Source organism: Streptomyces sp. NPDC093065, assembly GCF_044754585.1.
Lineage (GTDB): Bacteria > Actinomycetota > Actinomycetes > Streptomycetales > Streptomycetaceae > Streptomyces.
In genome coordinates this window covers 334,675-348,686 of the sequence record NZ_JBIVPJ010000005.1, presented here as the reverse complement: position 1 = coordinate 348,686, position 14,012 = coordinate 334,675, and the positions used below count along the sequence as shown (strand labels likewise).

Sequence of the window (14,012 nt, the reverse complement as noted above, 5' to 3'; positions counted from 1 at the left end):
TGGTCTCCGTATCGGTAAGGGCAGGTTCAGGAGGAGGGCTCTCAGGCGGCGCGGCGGCGACGCAGCTCGAACGCACCAGCCCAAGGGGGATGGCCGTCGATCAACTTCCGGACGTACAGCGCGGTGAAGTTGTTGTTCAATCCGGCAACGCCGTGGGGGAGTTCGCGGCGGAGGTCCTCGAAGAGGTCGTTCATGCCGTCACGGGTGGCACCGGCCGCCAGACGGAGAGCGGCCAGACGTTCGAGCGCGCAGTAGACGTGAGGGGTGCGCGCATCGAAGGCGTGGAACTGCTCGGTGATGGTGTGCCCGGTCGTGCGGTGTGACCCGCGGACGACGGTAGGCATGACGTACTCCACAGACTGGGGTGCAGCAGGGTCAGGGGCGAAGGGCGGGGTCGCGGCGCAGGCGGGCGAAGGCGCAGAGCAGGCCGAGGGCCTGCAGGACGGCGCAGACGGTGATGACGTGGCCCAGAGCGTTGGGGGGTGTGAGGGCGGTGAGCAGGCCGGCGACGGGGAAGGGCAGGAGGAGGATGAGGATGGTTGCGGACAGCGTGCTGCCGAACTTCTCCGGGGGGATGAGGTGGGACCGCAGGGTGCGCAGGACTACCGCCAGGCCGCCGTCGGCGGCCATGAGGATCCCGACCAGCACCAGGTAGGACAGGTAGTCGGGGGCCTGGGCGGCGGCGAGGCAGGCCAACGAGGCGAAGACGGCGCAGACGGCGCCGACGGGCCACAGGCCCAGGCGGTCCAGCGCGAACCGGCAGATGGTGACGGCCAGGAGCGTGGCCGCTGCGGCGGCGGACCACACCAGGCCGACGGCGGTGGTGGACTGGCCGAAGTGCTTGACGACGATCACCGGACCGGCTGCCTGCAGAATGCCGATGGCCAGGTTGGACACGGTCAGACCCGTGACCAGCCAGCCGAGCGCTGGCAGCGAGCGGATGGTGCGCCACCCTGTGAGGAGCCCGGCGCCCGGCCGCCCCTTGCGGCGATGCTCCGAGGCCGTGGGCGAGGGTGGGGTGCGCAGGGCGAGCAGCGCGGCGAGCACCGAGAGCGCGGTGATCACCGCGAGCATGGCGGGCGGTCCGGCCAGCAGGAGCACCCCGGCGAGGGCCGGACCGGCCAGGGTGGCTGTCTGGTCGATGCCAATGAGTACCGCTTGGACCCGATGGGCTCGAGATCCCGCCCGGCGGCCCGCGGCAGTGCCGGCGGTCTCGGCTGCGATGTAACTGAACTCGGTGAGCACGCCGGTGGTCGCCGCCAGCGCCATCACGGTGACGCTCGCCACGGCCCCCGAGGGGTGCAGCCACAGCAGGGTCGCGCCGGCGGCGAGGGCCACCGCGCGCCCCAGGGAGGCAAGGTGGAACACGATGGCCGCCCCTCGCCTGTCGACGATCGATCCTGCCCATCCGAAGGCCGCCAGCCGCGGCATCCACTCCAGGGCGAACGCGGCCCCCGTCAGCGCGGCCGAGTTCGTGGTGGCCAGAACGAGCAGCGGGATGCCGTAGGTGCACATCGCGAAAGCCAGGGCGTCGGCCGTGCGCGGCAGGTAAATGGTGGGCAGCAGCGAATCGGCGGGGCGCAGGTCCTTGGAGTCCGCGACGTGGCTCACGCGACCGGCTCGTACGTGGACAAGCAGGTGAGCTGCGGGTTTTCGGCCAGCCACTGAAGCAGGAGAACCCGAACGTGGGCCGGGTCGGCCTTGGGGTCGGTGCCGGCCCAGCTCGCGGCGGAAGGGCGTGCCGAATCCTGTGCGCTCTCGCTGGAGATCTGGAGTGCCAGCAGTCCCATGACGTGACGGACGCGGTGGGTGAACTCGTAGACCTCCGCCGGTGAGGTGTGGCGGCGGGACCAACGCGCTGCCGCGTCGTAGACGTCGGCCAGCTCCTGGCCGCGGTGGGTGAGTTCCAGGCCGGTGCCCGGCGCGGTGCGGACGAGACCGTGGGTGCGGGCCGTCTCGGTTGCGATCCGCAGGTGATGGGTGGAGAGGTCGGGGAGGGTGGCAGCCAGCCGCCTGGGCGGTATCGCTCCGTTGTCGTCGATCTCGGTGATCAGGCGGATCAGGGGGCGCGACGCCAGCACCTCGACCGCGGTGCGTATCTCAGCTGTGGTGAAGGACGCAGTCATCGGCGCGGCCCCCCTGCCGGCAGGGCCGTCTTCGGGCCGGTGGTCGTGGCATGGGAGAAGAGTTCGCGGCTCTGCCAGGTGGCCGGAGCCACCTCCGGTGCCCGCGTCGGGAGGGGCGTTCCGGGAGCCGTCCGGGACAGGCTGCTGACCCATGGCTTGGACGCCACTCCGGCGCTCGGGGAACCCCAGACCGGGTGGGACGCCGCCTCGTTGAGGGGCTGTCCGGCGGCCCACGCGGACAGGGCGCTGAAGACGGGGCCCAGCCCGTTGCCGGCCGCGGACAACCGGTAGGGCCGGCCCTTGCCCTCGGTGTTGACCAGGGCGTCGTCGACGAGCTGCCGCAGCGGTGGGTAGATGTTGGTCCAGTCGCTGTTGGGCATCACGAGCCGGGCCAGGGTGCGCCCGCTGACCTCCTGGTGGGTCTTGAGCACCCACAGGATCGCGGCGGCGTGGCGGCGGGTGAGGAGTGTGAGGCTGTCCTCGATGTGTTCGATCGCCATCAGCGGGTGATCCGCCTTCTCCAGGTGCTCCTCGGCCCAGGTGACGATCACCGGCAGGACCGGCAGCAGGGCGGTGCCGCGCTCGGTGTTCCCGTAGGTCACGTGTCGCGCGCTGTGCTCGGTGCGCTCCACCAAGCTGGCGTCGCACAGGGCCTTCACCTTGGGGTGGAGCTGCCCGTCGTGGAGCCAGGACACCTTGGCGGCCAGATCGCTGTAACGCATCGGGCGGGCGGAGAGGGCCAGCAGGATCCGCACGTTCCACCGCGGGGTGATCATGCCGAGTGCTTCGGTGACCCGGGCGATGTCGGTCGCGGTGTCAGGGGGCAGGGCGGTGATGGCCAAGACAAGAACTCCTGGGTCAGTAAGGGAAAGCGCCGCCGGGTCAGCGGCTGTGTGCCGCGCTCGGCACCGCACAGGGCGGAGCGGCTGCAGGGGCCGCGGCAGGCGGCGGAGGCGGCGCCGGGACCGGGACGGGGGCGAGGCTGCGCAGGACGGCAGTCACCGACGTGGCCTGCACGTCGCGGACGGCAACGGCTTCGGCGAGCCGGCGCGCACCGTCCAGGAGGTGGGACACCTCGTGCCGGTCGATCGGCCGCTCGGGATGGAGAAGCCGGGTGAGTTGCTCGCGGTGGAAGGCGATGCTGCGTTCGGCACCGACGAGGTGCTCGTGCATGCCGAGGAGGGCGCAGAGCATGCCGGGCGGCTGGTCCTGGGCGTGGGCGCGGAGGTCGGTGAGCGGGGCGCCGTACAGGTCCTCGATTCGTCCGGCGATCTCGGTGGACGTGAGGTGGGTCAAGCAGGCTTTCCGGATCGGGGGCCCCGTGCCGCCCCCGCACGCGGCGGTGCGGGGGCGGCCGAGGTGGGCAGGGTGACGGTGGCCCGGGGTTGTGTCATGCGCACGGGCCGGCTGGCCGGGCGGGGGCATGGTGCGCAGCAGTTCGCCGAGGGCGGCGCGGTAGCCGTCGCGGGCGTCCAGCGCGGCCTCCAGCCACTGGGCGTCGAAGCGGAGCTTGTCCGCCGACAGCTCGCCCATGTCGCGGTCGGGGTGCATGTCCGCGTGCACGCGGTCACGGACACGGGCGACCTGTTCCTCGGTCAGCGCGAGAAAAGAGCGCAGTTCCAGGGCTCGGGTGAGGGCGGGAGAGGCGTCGCGCGCGACAGCGGCCTCGTGGAGTTCGGGGACCGGGCTCCCGAAGACCTGCTGGAGGTCCATGTCCATGGTGCTGGCCTTGGTCGGGCTCATCGGGCCGGCCTTCCCGCTCGCACGGCCGAGGCGGGCGCGGGCACTGCACCGGATTGGTGGGGAGCTCTGGTCTGCACCGCCGGCCCTGTTCGGGGGCGCAGGCGGGCCAGCCGTTCGGCGGCCAGATCCTTCCGCCCCGGCGCATCGGGATCGAGGAACCACTTCACGACCATGGCCCGGCCGTCGCGAGTCGTGACGGCAGCGTTCACCCGATGGGCAAGGTCCATCGTCGGGTCGTCGACCTCGCTGGGCTGGGTCTGGAGCGCGGCGAGGAGGTCGTCCTCCGTTCGGTCGAGCACCGACTGGGCCTCGACGAGAAGACCGTGCCATTTGACGACGTCGGTGGCATCCGGATTGGCGGTCGGCGCGGCGGCGACCGCGGCCTTCAGCTGGTCCAGATCCATACCGAAACGCGCTTCGATCCGTTCGGTGAGCACGCCCACGACATCTTCAGCGTCATTGGATATGCGCTCGGGCAAAGGGAAGCTCCAATTCTGGAGAGGACGGACGTAGGACCGGGCGAGGAAATGGCGGGCCCCGACGACTTGGGCGTACGGGAACCGATGAGCCTGTCAGTCGAGGCACATGCGGACGTCGCGGTAGACGTACGTGCCGGAGACCCAGCCCTTGACGCCGGTGGTCTTGTCAGTGATGTAGAGCCAATTGCCGCTCTTCTTGGAAACGCTGAACTTGTGGCTCTTGTAGAGCACGCCCAGGGCGGTGGACGAGGCGCTGGCCTTGGACCGGATGGTCACAGCGCTGGTGTGCACCTCGTACGGCAGCGGCGGCAGGTACTGGCAGCTGACCGCGGGGGCGGCGGTCGCCGCCGTGGGTACGGCCGCCGCACTCGCGCTGGTGGCGGAAAGCACCGGCAGGGCCAGCGTGCCGAGCAGAGCGGCCGACACGGCGATTCGGGTGGAACGCATGCGGAAGGAACCTCCATGAGGCAAACGGGGGTTGCGAGAAAGGGCGCTGCCGGTTGTCCCGGCGGCTGCATCAAGAATCCGGAGAATTGCCGGTTTGGCTAACCGGCGATCGTCGGCTATGTTGCGCCCGCCGTTGCCAGTTGCCGGCGTCAGAAGAGACGTCCGGGTGCGCGCACTGGAGAAGCCTTCGGTACAGCAGACGGCCGTGCGGGCGTGGTTGACCGGCGGACGGGCGGCAGCGGGCCGGCATTTCCAGCGAGGCGGTCTTCGCCCCATTGCAGGGCTTCACCGACAGAGGAGAATCCGCCCTCGCGCAGCGTGTAGGTCCATGCGTTGCTGTCGACCTCTTCGACCACCACGCGAAAGGGGCTGGGCGCGTGCTCGTCCAGGGCCCGCAGCACGACGATGGTGACCATGTCCTCGGGATCGTCGCGGGTGTACGAGTAGCCCATCGCGTAGTGGTCGCCGTCGCCGGCCAGGCGCCGCTCCAGCGACCGGGTCGTTTCGTCGGCCGCCGGGGTGCCGAGGTCGGGGTTGAGGGTGATGGCGTCGAGGCGGCAGCCGCGGTGGATGAGCCAGGACTGCGCCAGGGCCGGCAGCGGCAGGACGGCGTGCTCGAAGGCGAACGTGCGCTGCTCCAGGTCCCGTCGAAGGTACACGGCACGGTAGGCCGCGGTGCCGGGATGGTCGAAGGTGGCGGTTCGGTCGAAGAGGACGAAGTAGCTGTGCACGCCGTTCGCTGTGTGGTGTTCGGCGAGCGGCACCAGCATCTCGGCGTCGCCGACCTGCTGGTAGAAGTCGAGAAGGACGTTCTCGTCGGCGTCGAGGTGATCTACATCGAAGGCGACAGATTCAGGGGTGGACGCTCGGTCGGGCGCCGGTTCGCTGGACGACAAGAGGGCCTTTCGCGCGGGGTCAGCGGGTGTGCCGGGAGGCGGGCGAGTGCGCGGGCCGGGGCAGACCCGGTACCGGGCTGGGAGCCGGGCCGGGCCGGGGTGCGGGCCCGCGGGTGGTCAACTGGGGGGAGCGGGAGCGTGCCGCGTGGGTACGGGCGCTTACCGGCCGGCGGGTCATCCCCAGCCGCCGGCCGACCTCGTCGTAGACGTCGTTGCCTGCCCGCGGCCGGAGGGCCACGACGTGGATCTCCTTGTGGTGCGCGGAGTCCGCGGGTGCCTGGCGGACTCCGTAGACGACGCGCCAGTCCTTGCGAGCGTCGACGAACAGCTTCCGGTATCCCTCCAGGTCGCCGTCCAGGCGCAGCCCGAAGCGTTGGGCGTTCACGACCTCCTGGAGGTAGGCGAGGGTGATGTCGCGGATGTGGCTGGGGGCCTGGAGGAGGTCTGTCAGCGCGCGAGGGTCGAAGCTCAGGCCGAAGGCGGCCTCTCCTGCTCCCCCGCTCATGACGTCAGCTCGTCCGGCTCGGTGGTGCCGACGGCTTCGGCGGCGGACGCCGCCTCGGTGCGTATGGACGGCGGCGGGCCGGGCAGCAGGCGGTGCGCAGGCCGCTCGGGCGAGGTCATGCACGCCGAGAGCGGGCCACCCGGCGCGCGGATGGCAGCGACCGCGTGGGTGAGGAAGTCCCGGTGCCACACGAACAGGCCGCTCAGCCCCGATTCGGGGTCCTTGTGCTGCTGATAGGCGAGCCAGAGGGCGTGAAGCCAGGCCACGACGTCGTCGTGCTCCTGCCACTGCAGGCACCAGGGGGCCGCGGTGGTGACCTCCGCTGCGTAGACGGGAAGGAAGAAGTCGTCCACCCAGTCGCTGAGGGCGTCGAGTTCGTCTTCGCGTTCCTCCCCGTCCAGTTCCAGGATCGGCCGGGGCTCCGGCGGAGCGGCGGGAGCCGGACCACCGAAGCCCGGCATGCCGAACGCCGCGAACGGGGATTCACTCGGCGGTGGAGCGGAGGCGAGATGGTCCAGTTGCTGGGCCTGTTGCGCCGACTGCTCCATGAGCCGTCGCACGCTCGCCTCGATTCCCTCCAGATGAGGGTCCGGGACGCGGATCGGCTCCAATTCCCCGCTTGCTGCGGGTTCTGCGGATTCGGGCATGAAAGAGTACGGCCTCCTACGAGACGCGAAGTGATGGTGGGCGAAAGCAGCGGCGTACACGCGGATGGCGAAGTACCGGTCACATCGACGACCGTTCGGCATTTGATGGCTGTGCCGTCTCCGGAATGGGGTACGCCGCAGCCGCCTATCCGGTGAGGACCATGTCGTCCTGGGTGAGGGTGGCGCGGATCGTCTCGGTGAGCCGGTCGGCAGCGATCGACGCATAGTGCTCGGTCTTCTCGACGCCGATGAAATCGCGGCCCTCCAGCAGGGCGGCCACGCCGGTGGATCCGGAGCCGGCACAGAAGTCGAGGACGGTGCCTCCCTCGGGGCTGATCTTGACCAGCTCACGCATCACCTCCACCGGCTTCTGCGTGATGTGCTGCCGCTTCGTACCGGAGGGCTGCGAGGCCGAGTACAGGCCCGGCAGGTAGACCGGGTTGCGTGAGCCGTCGATCGGCCCCTTGGAGGCCCAGACGATGAACTCGCAGTTCTGCGTGAAGCGGCCCTTCTGGGGCCGTGCGGCGGGCTTGTGCCAGGCCAGCACCCCGCGCCACAGCCATCCGGCCGCCTGGATCGCGTCCGTCGTGGTCGGCAGCTGGCGCCAGTCGGTGAACAGCAGACTCGTGCCGCCGGTCTTGGTCAGGCGGTGAGCTTCGGTCATGATCTGCGTCAGCCAGAAGCCGTAGCTGCGCTGATCCATGTTCTCGCCGGTGAAATCGGGAAGTTCATTCTTCGCATCGGCGGAGGTGTACTTCTGCTTGGCGGAGCGGGTCGTGCGTTCCTTCGCGGTGCGCCCGCCGGAGTTGTACGGCGGGTCGGTGATGACGGAGTCGACGCAGCCGTCCGGCAGGCCGGTGAGGACAGCCAGAGCGTCGCCCTGGTGGAGGGAAAAAGGCAAAGAGGAACCCCAATTCGGGTGCGGATTCGCGGAAGGAGACTGCCGCCTCGCACAGGAGTCCTCGCGGGCCGAGTAAGGGCATGCAGAAGCCCAGGGCCGCGGACCGAGGAGGGCGAGGGGAGTCCAAAAACTGTAGGGCCGAATTAGCCGACGACCAAGAAGTGCCCGCCGAGGGGTCGGATTCCGGCACCCCGCGCTGACTTTTTGGTCAACCGCCGATCCGCACCTACTGTTTTTGAACTGCCCGGCGCACACCGCCGTTCGCTGCTCCCGTCCCACCTAGCTCATCACTCGGGCCACGCGAAGCGAGCGGCAGCTCGCCCCGCTGGCCCTGCCTCCGATCGCCCCGGCCCGCCGCGCCCTTCCACCACGCCCTGCGTACGCGGTGTGCCGGACACCACCGAAGGACCTGCATGACTTCTCGTTACCCACCCCTGCCCAACCTCGCTGGCCGGCGAGCGGTCCGCTCGGGTTGAAGGCCCTCGCCGCCGGCATCGGCGTCGTCTTCCTCTCCCCGATCCTCCTGGCCGGCACCGGCATGATGCTGGCCTCCTCCGCCGACGCTGTGCAAAGCAACGGCACCCTCAGCAACTGCCTGACGGACCTGGATTCCAGCGAGATCGCCGACCAGGTCTCCAAGCTCCTGGATGGCGCCTCCAGTGAGGAGGTGCACATTGAGGGCCTGGACCTGCCCGCTGAGCAGGTCCCCAACGCCCAGACCATCGTGGCCGCCGGCCTCTCCCTCGACGTCCCGAAGAAGGGGCAGATCATCGCGCTCGCCACGGCGATGCAGGAGAGCCGGCTGCGCAACCTGAACTACGGCGACCGCGACAGTCTCGGCCTCTTCCAGCAGCGCCCCTCCCAGGGCTGGGGCAGTGCCGAGCAGATCCGCGACCCCACCTACGCCTCCGAGCAGTTCTACAAGCACCTGCTCAAGGTGAACGGGTGGCAGCAGATGACCGTCACCCAGGCCGCCCAAGCCGTCCAGCGATCCGGCCTGCCGGACGCGTATGCGCAGTGGGAGAACCTGGCCACCGCACTGCAGTACGCCATCGTCAAAACCTTCCCGGGCGGTGACACGGAGGGCGCGGACGCCGACGAGGACAAGAAACCCTCGACCTCCACCGGCTGCACGCCGGGCCAGGACGGTTCCGGGTTCGGCCGCATCCCCGAGGGCAGCGTCCCAAAGGGCTACACGATCCCCAAGGACGCCGACCCGAAGGCCCGCAAGGCCATCGCCTGGGCGATGCAGCAGCTCGGAACGCTCTACCAGTGGGGCGGCTCCTGCACGAACGCCCACGGCCCCGACCCCATGGCCCGCTGCGACTGCAGCTCCCTGATGCAGCAGGCATACGCCCACGCCGGCATCCAGCTCACCAGCACCACATACACGCAGGTCGGCGAGGGCAAGGCGGTATCGCCGTCGAAGCTGCAGCCCGGTGACCTGATCTTCAGCCGCGGCAGCGCCGCGCGACCCGAGCACGTCGGCATGTACATGGGCGAGGGTCTGGTCATCGAGGCGCCGCGCACCACCAAGCCGGTCCGGATCACGCCGATCAAGGACTGGACGATCCTCGCCGCCCGCCGCGTCCTCTGACGCCGCCGCCCGCCCGCTGCGATCGGGCGAGGCCACCTCGCGGCCCCGTTCCGCGCCCCTCCGCTTCCCCATTCACCGGCCCTCGCCCGGCCCGCGTACGCAAGGAGCCTCCTCACCCCTATGCATGTCCCCCTCGCCGACCGCGTCATACAGCTCGCCTACGACCCCGGCATCACGCCCAAGGGCGGCGGCCTTCCCGGCCTGAGCGTGCTGAAGACCGTCGTCAGCTCGATCAACCTCTTCGGCATCGTGGCCGTCGTCGGCGCCTTGGCCGTCTCCCTCGGTGTGTGGGCCTGGGGCCACCACACCGGCGGCCACCAGGCCGAGGCCAACGGCAAGAAGGGCGCCATGGTCTCCGCCGGCGCCGCCCTCGGTCTGGGCGCCGCCAACGGCCTGGTCGCCTTCTTCTCCAACCTCGGATCGCAGATCCAGTGATGAAGAACCGACTCCCCTCCCTCTCCTCCTACGGTGCGGGCTGGTCAGCGAACCGTCGCATCGCCATCGTCGCTGGGGTCGTCGCCGCGCTGCTGGTCCTCGCCGGCGTCGTCGCCGTCGTGACCGGCAGCGGGGAGGACCACCAAGCTCCGGCGACCACCGCCCCTGCTCCGACGGGCAGCCCGACCGCGACCGAGGCCGCCCCCGAGCACTCCTCCGCCTCCGGGTCAGGATCGGTGCCCAAGCCGCCGCAGATCTCCGAACCGGTCGCCTACGCCAAGGCAGCAGCCCAGATGCTGTGGTCCTACGACACCCGCGACACCAGCCGCGACCAGCAGCTGGCCGGCATGCACACCTGGATGACCACCGAGACCAAGTACGCCGACTGGGCCTCGGTCTCCGGGCAGGTCCCCGATCCGGTGCTGTGGTCACGGATGGCCGACCAGGACCAGCACGCCGCCGCCAGCGTGACCGAGGGCCACTACCCCTCCGCGTTCAAGCAGGCCCTGGCCGACGATCCGTCCGCGATCACCGAGGCGTACATCTACGTCGTCACCGTCAACGGCAAGCAGCAGATCGCCTGGAAGAAGGGCGGCGGCGGAACTGAGGAACGGGCCGTGACCCTCGCGGTGCAGTGCCGCCCGAACCAGGACTGCGCCTTGGCCGCCATCGCCCCGAGCGTCACGCAGTGACCCGCACCTGACCGACACGAAAGGAGGAGCAGCGCCCCGTGGGTTTCTGTGACTTCCCCTTGGCCGACAAGCTGTGCGCTGTCGGCGACGCGGTGGACTTCGCCACCGACCCGGGCAAGGCCATCGGTGACTGGATGGCGAAGTCCGCCGGCGAACTGGTCGCCGCCGCGGCCGACCTCGCCGCCGAGGCGGTCAACACCACCACCAAGGTCGACCTGAACGCCGGATGGTTCGTCGACAACTACGAGATGCTGCTGCCCCTGGGCCTGGTCCTGCTGGTCGCGTCCTTCTCCGCACAGCTGGTCCGCGCCGCCGTCCGGCGCGACGGGCAGGCCCTCACTCAAGCCTTCACCGGCACCATGTCAGGCGTCCTGTTCGCCTTCTGCGCCATCTCCCTGACCACGGTCGCCATCGAAGTCGTCGACGCGATCAGCGACGGACTGTTCAAGACCGCACACCTGAACATCGAGTCGGCCGTGCGCCGCATCGTCAAGGTCAACCAGATCGGCGCGCTCTCCGGCCTGGGCTGGCTCGTGCCCGTCGTCGCCGGCCTCGGCGCCGCCATCGGTGCGTTCCTCTACTGGTGCGTGATGATGGTCCGCAAGGTCGGCATCCTCGTCATGGTCACTCTCGCCGTCTTCGCCTCCGCGGGCGGCGGCTGGGAGGCCGCCCAGCGCTGGCGCAAGGGCTGGATCGAAGCAACCGCCACCCTCGTGGTCTCCAAGCTCCTGATGACCGTGATCTTCGTCCTCGGCATCGCCGCCATGGGCAAGACCGAAGCCAAGGACGGAATCGCCGCCCTCGCCGACGTCATGTCCGGCATCGTGATCATGGTGCTGGTCCTGCTGTGCCCGTACGCCGTGTTCAAGTTCGTGCACTGGGCCGCGGACGGCACCGACGGGGAGTCCATCCACCGGGCGGGAGGCGCCGGAGCGCAGATCGCGAAGGCGCACGCCGAGAAGGCCGCCCGCAAGGCCGCCGCAGCCGCAGCCACCGCCGGAACCGGTGGCGCAGCCGCCGGAGCGGGCGCCGCCCCGCAGGGGCCCGACGCCGGCGGAGGCTTCCCCGGCGACATCGCGGCCAACCCGACCGGCGGCGGTGGCGAAGCAGGCAAGGACGGACCGCAGGGAGGCGGAACAGGCGCCTCACCCGGTGGCGACGCCCTCAAGGCCGGACTGGAGAAAGCCGTCCAGCCCGCGCCGACCAGCGTGTCCGACGACACCAGCGGCCAGGTGGGCGGCAGCCCCGGGCCGGGTGGAGCCGGGACGAACGCCGCCTCCGGACAGGGAGGTGGGTGGCAGTCCACGCCGCCGACCACCACCCCGCCGCCCCAGGGCGCGCCCCCGTCCTCCGGATCGCAGAACGCCCCGTCCAGCGGGTCAAGCACACCGCCGCCTCCGGCCGGCCTCTGACCTCCTGCCCGAACACCGGGGGTGGGACGTGCCCCGCGCCTCCCGCCCCCGGCCTCCACCCGCGCCTCCAGGACCCCCTTCATGACTGATCTGTCCGTCGCCCCGGTCACGGTGAAGTTCCCGCACCGCTCCCGCCGCGGCATCCTCCTCGGCCTCTCCCTGCCCCAACTCCTCCTCGTCTCCGCCACGCTGGCAGTGCTGCTGCTGACCGTGATCTCCACCGGGCTGCTCGGCGCCGTCGCCCTGGCCCCTCTGTGGGCGGCGTCCGGCGCGCTCGTCGCCATCCGCCGGCACGGACGATCCCTGATCGACTGGGCGCCGATCGTCACCCGCTACGCGCACCGCCGCCGCACCGGTCAGACGCTCTGGCTCGCCCGGCCCCTCACTCGGCCCCGGCAGGACGGCATCCTGCACCTGCCCGGCACCACCGCCTCCCTCAAGGTGGTCACCCCCGGCGACTCCGCCAACGGCGCCGCGGCCGTCCACGACCCGCACCAGCAGACCCTGACCGCCATCGCCCGCGTCAGCTCCCGCGCCTTCGCCCTCCTGGACCCCGCCACGCAGAACCACAACGTCTCGAGCTGGGGCCGCGCGCTGGCGGGCATCGCCCGCACCGGGCACATCGCCACCGTGCAGGTGCTGGAACGCACCGTCCCCGACAGCGGCGACACCCTCACCCGCCACTGGACCCACCACGGCCAGCCCCAGACCCCCGTCGCCGGACAGATCTACTCCGAGCTGGTCGCCTCCGCCGGACCCGCCGCCGCACCGCACGAGACCTACCTCGCCATCTCCCTGGACCTCAAGGCCGCCCGGCGACTGATCAGCCAGGCCGGCGGCGGGCTGCCGGGGGCGTTCACCGTCATGGAGCAGACCACCGCCTCCATCGCCCAGGCAGCCCGCAACGCCGGCCTGACGGTCACCGGGTGGCTGACCGCGAGGGAGATCGCCGCCGTCATCCGCACCGCCTACGACCCGGCCGCCCTCGCCGCCCTCCAGCAGTGGTCCGAGACCGGCCGCGCCGAGGCCGACCCCGCCGCCGCAGGCCCCGTCGTCCAGGTCGAGGAGTACGACCGCCTGGCCACCGACAGCGCCCGCCACGCCACGTACTGGGTGGAGAACTGGCCCCGCACCGAGATGGGCGCCGGATTCCTGCACGGGATCATGTTCACCGCAGGCGTGCGCCGCAGCCTCTCCCTGATCTACGTGCCGCAGGCCCTGGAGTCCGCGCTGCGCGATGTCCAGCGGCGGAAGGCCGCGATCATCGCCGACGCCAACGAACGCTCCCGCCGCGGACAGGTCGACAGCGAGGAAGACTCCGTCGAGTACGCCGACGTCAAGCAGCGTGAGCGCCAGCTCATCGCCGGGCACGCGGACGTGGCCCTGACCGGCCTGGTCACCGTCACCGCCGACACCGACGCCCTCCTGGACGCCGCCTGCGCACAGATCGAAACCCATGCCGTCACCTCCGGCGTCGACCTCCGCAGGCTCAACTACCAGCAACCCGACGCCTTCACCCTCAGCGCCCTGCCCCTCGCCCGCACCGCTCTGTGAACCCCCCTGTTCACCGGCCGGCACCCCTGCCCACATCCCTTCGCTCATCCGCGACACGAGCACCCGTCGCCGCCCCTGCCGCCCGGCAGGAAGGACCACCACCTTTGACCTCCCCCGCATCCCCGCAGGACGCGCACCCCTACCTGCGCGCCGCAAGCGCCGGAGTCCGCCACCACACCCGCGCCCTCCGCCCGCCGGACGCCCTACCGCCTCGGCCGGCCGACCGGCAGCACCTGGACGCACTTCACGGCCACCTCACCGCCCTGCTCCACCTGCTGGACCGCCTCGCCGAGAGCACCCGACCGCCCCACCCGGCCGCCGGCCGACTCCTGGCCACCGCACACACCCGCCTCTGGCAGGCCACCAGCAACGTCCACAACGCCTTTCACCTGCTGCCTGCCAGCACCGCGGCGGACGCCGAGAACAGCGCATGCCGCCCCGACCGGCTGCCCGAAGGCCCGCCGGTACTGACGATCTGCCAGCGCCACCTCGCCGCCGGACACGTCGTCCGCCGCAAGACCACCCCCAGCGACCTCCGCCCGCACACCACCACCTGCGTGCGATGAGCACCACCCGCA

At 70.9% G+C, this 14,012-nt stretch carries 17 protein-coding genes and 1 pseudogene; 6 read left to right on the top strand and 12 right to left on the bottom strand.

Annotated elements, in window-relative coordinates; genetic code table 11:
- Nucleotides 1-41: 41 nt before the first annotated feature.
- From ACIQFU_RS12400 to ACIQFU_RS12345, 12 genes and pseudogenes are all read right to left on the bottom strand, one after another.
- Nucleotides 42-344: a hypothetical protein gene (locus tag ACIQFU_RS12400; RefSeq protein WP_402550848.1), complete on the bottom strand. Its 303-nt coding sequence runs from the start codon at nucleotides 342-344 to the stop codon at nucleotides 42-44.
- A 31-nt stretch (nucleotides 345-375) separates the two neighbouring features.
- Nucleotides 376-1,611: an MFS transporter gene (locus tag ACIQFU_RS12395; protein ID WP_402550847.1), complete on the bottom strand. Its 1,236-nt coding sequence runs from the start codon at nucleotides 1,609-1,611 to the stop codon at nucleotides 376-378.
- Nucleotides 1,608-2,126, bottom strand: coding sequence for a regulator (locus ACIQFU_RS12390; protein ID WP_402550845.1), 519 nt, complete (start codon nucleotides 2,124-2,126; stop codon nucleotides 1,608-1,610). Before ACIQFU_RS12390 ends, ACIQFU_RS12395 begins: the two co-directional genes overlap by 4 nt.
- Nucleotides 2,123-2,968, bottom strand: coding sequence for a winged helix-turn-helix transcriptional regulator (locus tag ACIQFU_RS12385; RefSeq protein ID WP_402550843.1), 846 nt, complete (start codon nucleotides 2,966-2,968; stop codon nucleotides 2,123-2,125). Before ACIQFU_RS12385 ends, ACIQFU_RS12390 begins: the two co-directional genes overlap by 4 nt.
- A gap of 40 nt (nucleotides 2,969-3,008) precedes the next feature.
- Nucleotides 3,009-3,422 carry a hypothetical protein gene (locus tag ACIQFU_RS12380; RefSeq protein WP_402550842.1) on the bottom strand — a complete coding sequence of 138 codons (414 nt, stop codon included), beginning with the start codon at nucleotides 3,420-3,422 and terminating at the stop codon, nucleotides 3,009-3,011.
- Nucleotides 3,419-3,869: pseudogene (locus tag ACIQFU_RS12375) on the bottom strand (hypothetical protein). The gene ACIQFU_RS12380 and the pseudogene ACIQFU_RS12375 overlap by 4 nt, the downstream one beginning before the upstream one ends.
- A complete protein-coding gene (locus tag ACIQFU_RS12370; RefSeq protein ID WP_402550840.1) occupies nucleotides 3,866-4,348 on the bottom strand; it encodes a hypothetical protein in 483 nt (160 codons plus the stop codon). Before ACIQFU_RS12370 ends, ACIQFU_RS12375 begins: the two are co-directional and overlap by 4 nt.
- A 93-nt stretch (nucleotides 4,349-4,441) precedes the next feature.
- Entirely contained in the window at nucleotides 4,442-4,795 is a 354-nt protein-coding gene (locus ACIQFU_RS12365) for an SH3 domain-containing protein (protein WP_402550838.1), read from the bottom strand.
- A gap of 149 nt (nucleotides 4,796-4,944) precedes the next feature.
- The gene (locus ACIQFU_RS12360) at nucleotides 4,945-5,691 is read right to left on the bottom strand and encodes a hypothetical protein (protein WP_402550836.1); all 747 of its coding nucleotides are present in this window, start codon (nucleotides 5,689-5,691) and stop codon (nucleotides 4,945-4,947) included.
- A 19-nt stretch (nucleotides 5,692-5,710) separates the two neighbouring features.
- The gene (locus tag ACIQFU_RS12355; RefSeq protein WP_402550835.1) at nucleotides 5,711-6,196 is read right to left on the bottom strand and encodes a hypothetical protein; all 486 of its coding nucleotides are present in this window, start codon (nucleotides 6,194-6,196) and stop codon (nucleotides 5,711-5,713) included.
- Nucleotides 6,193-6,744 (bottom strand): DUF4913 domain-containing protein, encoded by a 552-nt coding sequence (locus tag ACIQFU_RS12350; protein ID WP_402550933.1) that lies wholly within the window; start codon nucleotides 6,742-6,744, stop codon nucleotides 6,193-6,195. Before ACIQFU_RS12350 ends, ACIQFU_RS12355 begins: the two co-directional genes overlap by 4 nt.
- A 244-nt stretch (nucleotides 6,745-6,988) precedes the next feature.
- Nucleotides 6,989-7,744 carry a DNA-methyltransferase gene (locus ACIQFU_RS12345; protein WP_402550834.1) on the bottom strand — a complete coding sequence of 252 codons (756 nt, stop codon included), beginning with the start codon at nucleotides 7,742-7,744 and terminating at the stop codon, nucleotides 6,989-6,991.
- A gap of 472 nt (nucleotides 7,745-8,216) precedes the next feature.
- Between ACIQFU_RS12345 and ACIQFU_RS12340 the strand changes: the two genes are divergently transcribed.
- The 6 genes from ACIQFU_RS12340 (at nucleotide 8,217) to ACIQFU_RS12315 (ending at nucleotide 14,000) form a co-directional block, all read left to right on the top strand.
- Nucleotides 8,217-9,341 carry a C40 family peptidase gene (locus tag ACIQFU_RS12340; RefSeq protein WP_402550832.1) on the top strand — a complete coding sequence of 375 codons (1,125 nt, stop codon included), beginning with the start codon at nucleotides 8,217-8,219 and terminating at the stop codon, nucleotides 9,339-9,341.
- A 120-nt stretch (nucleotides 9,342-9,461) separates the two neighbouring features.
- Complete coding sequence (locus tag ACIQFU_RS12335) at nucleotides 9,462-9,776, top strand: DUF6112 family protein (protein ID WP_359911876.1); 315 nt, start codon at nucleotides 9,462-9,464, stop codon at nucleotides 9,774-9,776.
- The gene (locus tag ACIQFU_RS12330) at nucleotides 9,776-10,468 is read left to right on the top strand and encodes a hypothetical protein (protein WP_402550830.1); all 693 of its coding nucleotides are present in this window, start codon (nucleotides 9,776-9,778) and stop codon (nucleotides 10,466-10,468) included. The genes ACIQFU_RS12335 and ACIQFU_RS12330 overlap by 1 nt, the downstream gene beginning before the upstream one ends.
- Nucleotides 10,469-10,506: 38 nt before the next feature.
- Complete coding sequence (locus ACIQFU_RS12325) at nucleotides 10,507-11,880, top strand: ATP-binding protein (RefSeq protein WP_402550829.1); 1,374 nt, start codon at nucleotides 10,507-10,509, stop codon at nucleotides 11,878-11,880.
- Nucleotides 11,881-11,961: 81 nt separating this feature from the next.
- Nucleotides 11,962-13,434: an SCO6880 family protein gene (locus tag ACIQFU_RS12320; protein ID WP_402550827.1), complete on the top strand. Its 1,473-nt coding sequence runs from the start codon at nucleotides 11,962-11,964 to the stop codon at nucleotides 13,432-13,434.
- A gap of 104 nt (nucleotides 13,435-13,538) precedes the next feature.
- A complete protein-coding gene (locus ACIQFU_RS12315) occupies nucleotides 13,539-14,000 on the top strand; it encodes a DUF6238 family protein (protein WP_402550825.1) in 462 nt (153 codons plus the stop codon).
- The last annotated feature ends 12 nt before the right edge of the window (nucleotides 14,001-14,012 follow it).

What these genes read in the sequence shown, in the direction of transcription:
- ACIQFU_RS12400 (WP_402550848.1), bottom strand. Translation starts at nt 344, where the DNA reads ATGCCTACCGTCGTCCGCGGGTCACACCGCACGACCGGGCACACCATC.
- ACIQFU_RS12390 (WP_402550845.1), bottom strand. Translation starts at nt 2,126, where the DNA reads ATGACTGCGTCCTTCACCACAGCTGAGATACGCACCGCGGTCGAGGTG.
- ACIQFU_RS12365 (WP_402550838.1), bottom strand. Translation starts at nt 4,795, where the DNA reads ATGCGTTCCACCCGAATCGCCGTGTCGGCCGCTCTGCTCGGCACGCTG.
- ACIQFU_RS12355 (WP_402550835.1), bottom strand. Translation starts at nt 6,196, where the DNA reads ATGAGCGGGGGAGCAGGAGAGGCCGCCTTCGGCCTGAGCTTCGACCCT.
- ACIQFU_RS12350 (WP_402550933.1), bottom strand. Translation starts at nt 6,744, where the DNA reads ATGGAGCAGTCGGCGCAACAGGCCCAGCAACTGGACCATCTCGCCTCC.
- ACIQFU_RS12335 (WP_359911876.1), top strand. Translation starts at nt 9,462, where the DNA reads ATGCATGTCCCCCTCGCCGACCGCGTCATACAGCTCGCCTACGACCCC.
- ACIQFU_RS12330 (WP_402550830.1), top strand. Translation starts at nt 9,776, where the DNA reads ATGAAGAACCGACTCCCCTCCCTCTCCTCCTACGGTGCGGGCTGGTCA.
- ACIQFU_RS12320 (WP_402550827.1), top strand. Translation starts at nt 11,962, where the DNA reads ATGACTGATCTGTCCGTCGCCCCGGTCACGGTGAAGTTCCCGCACCGC.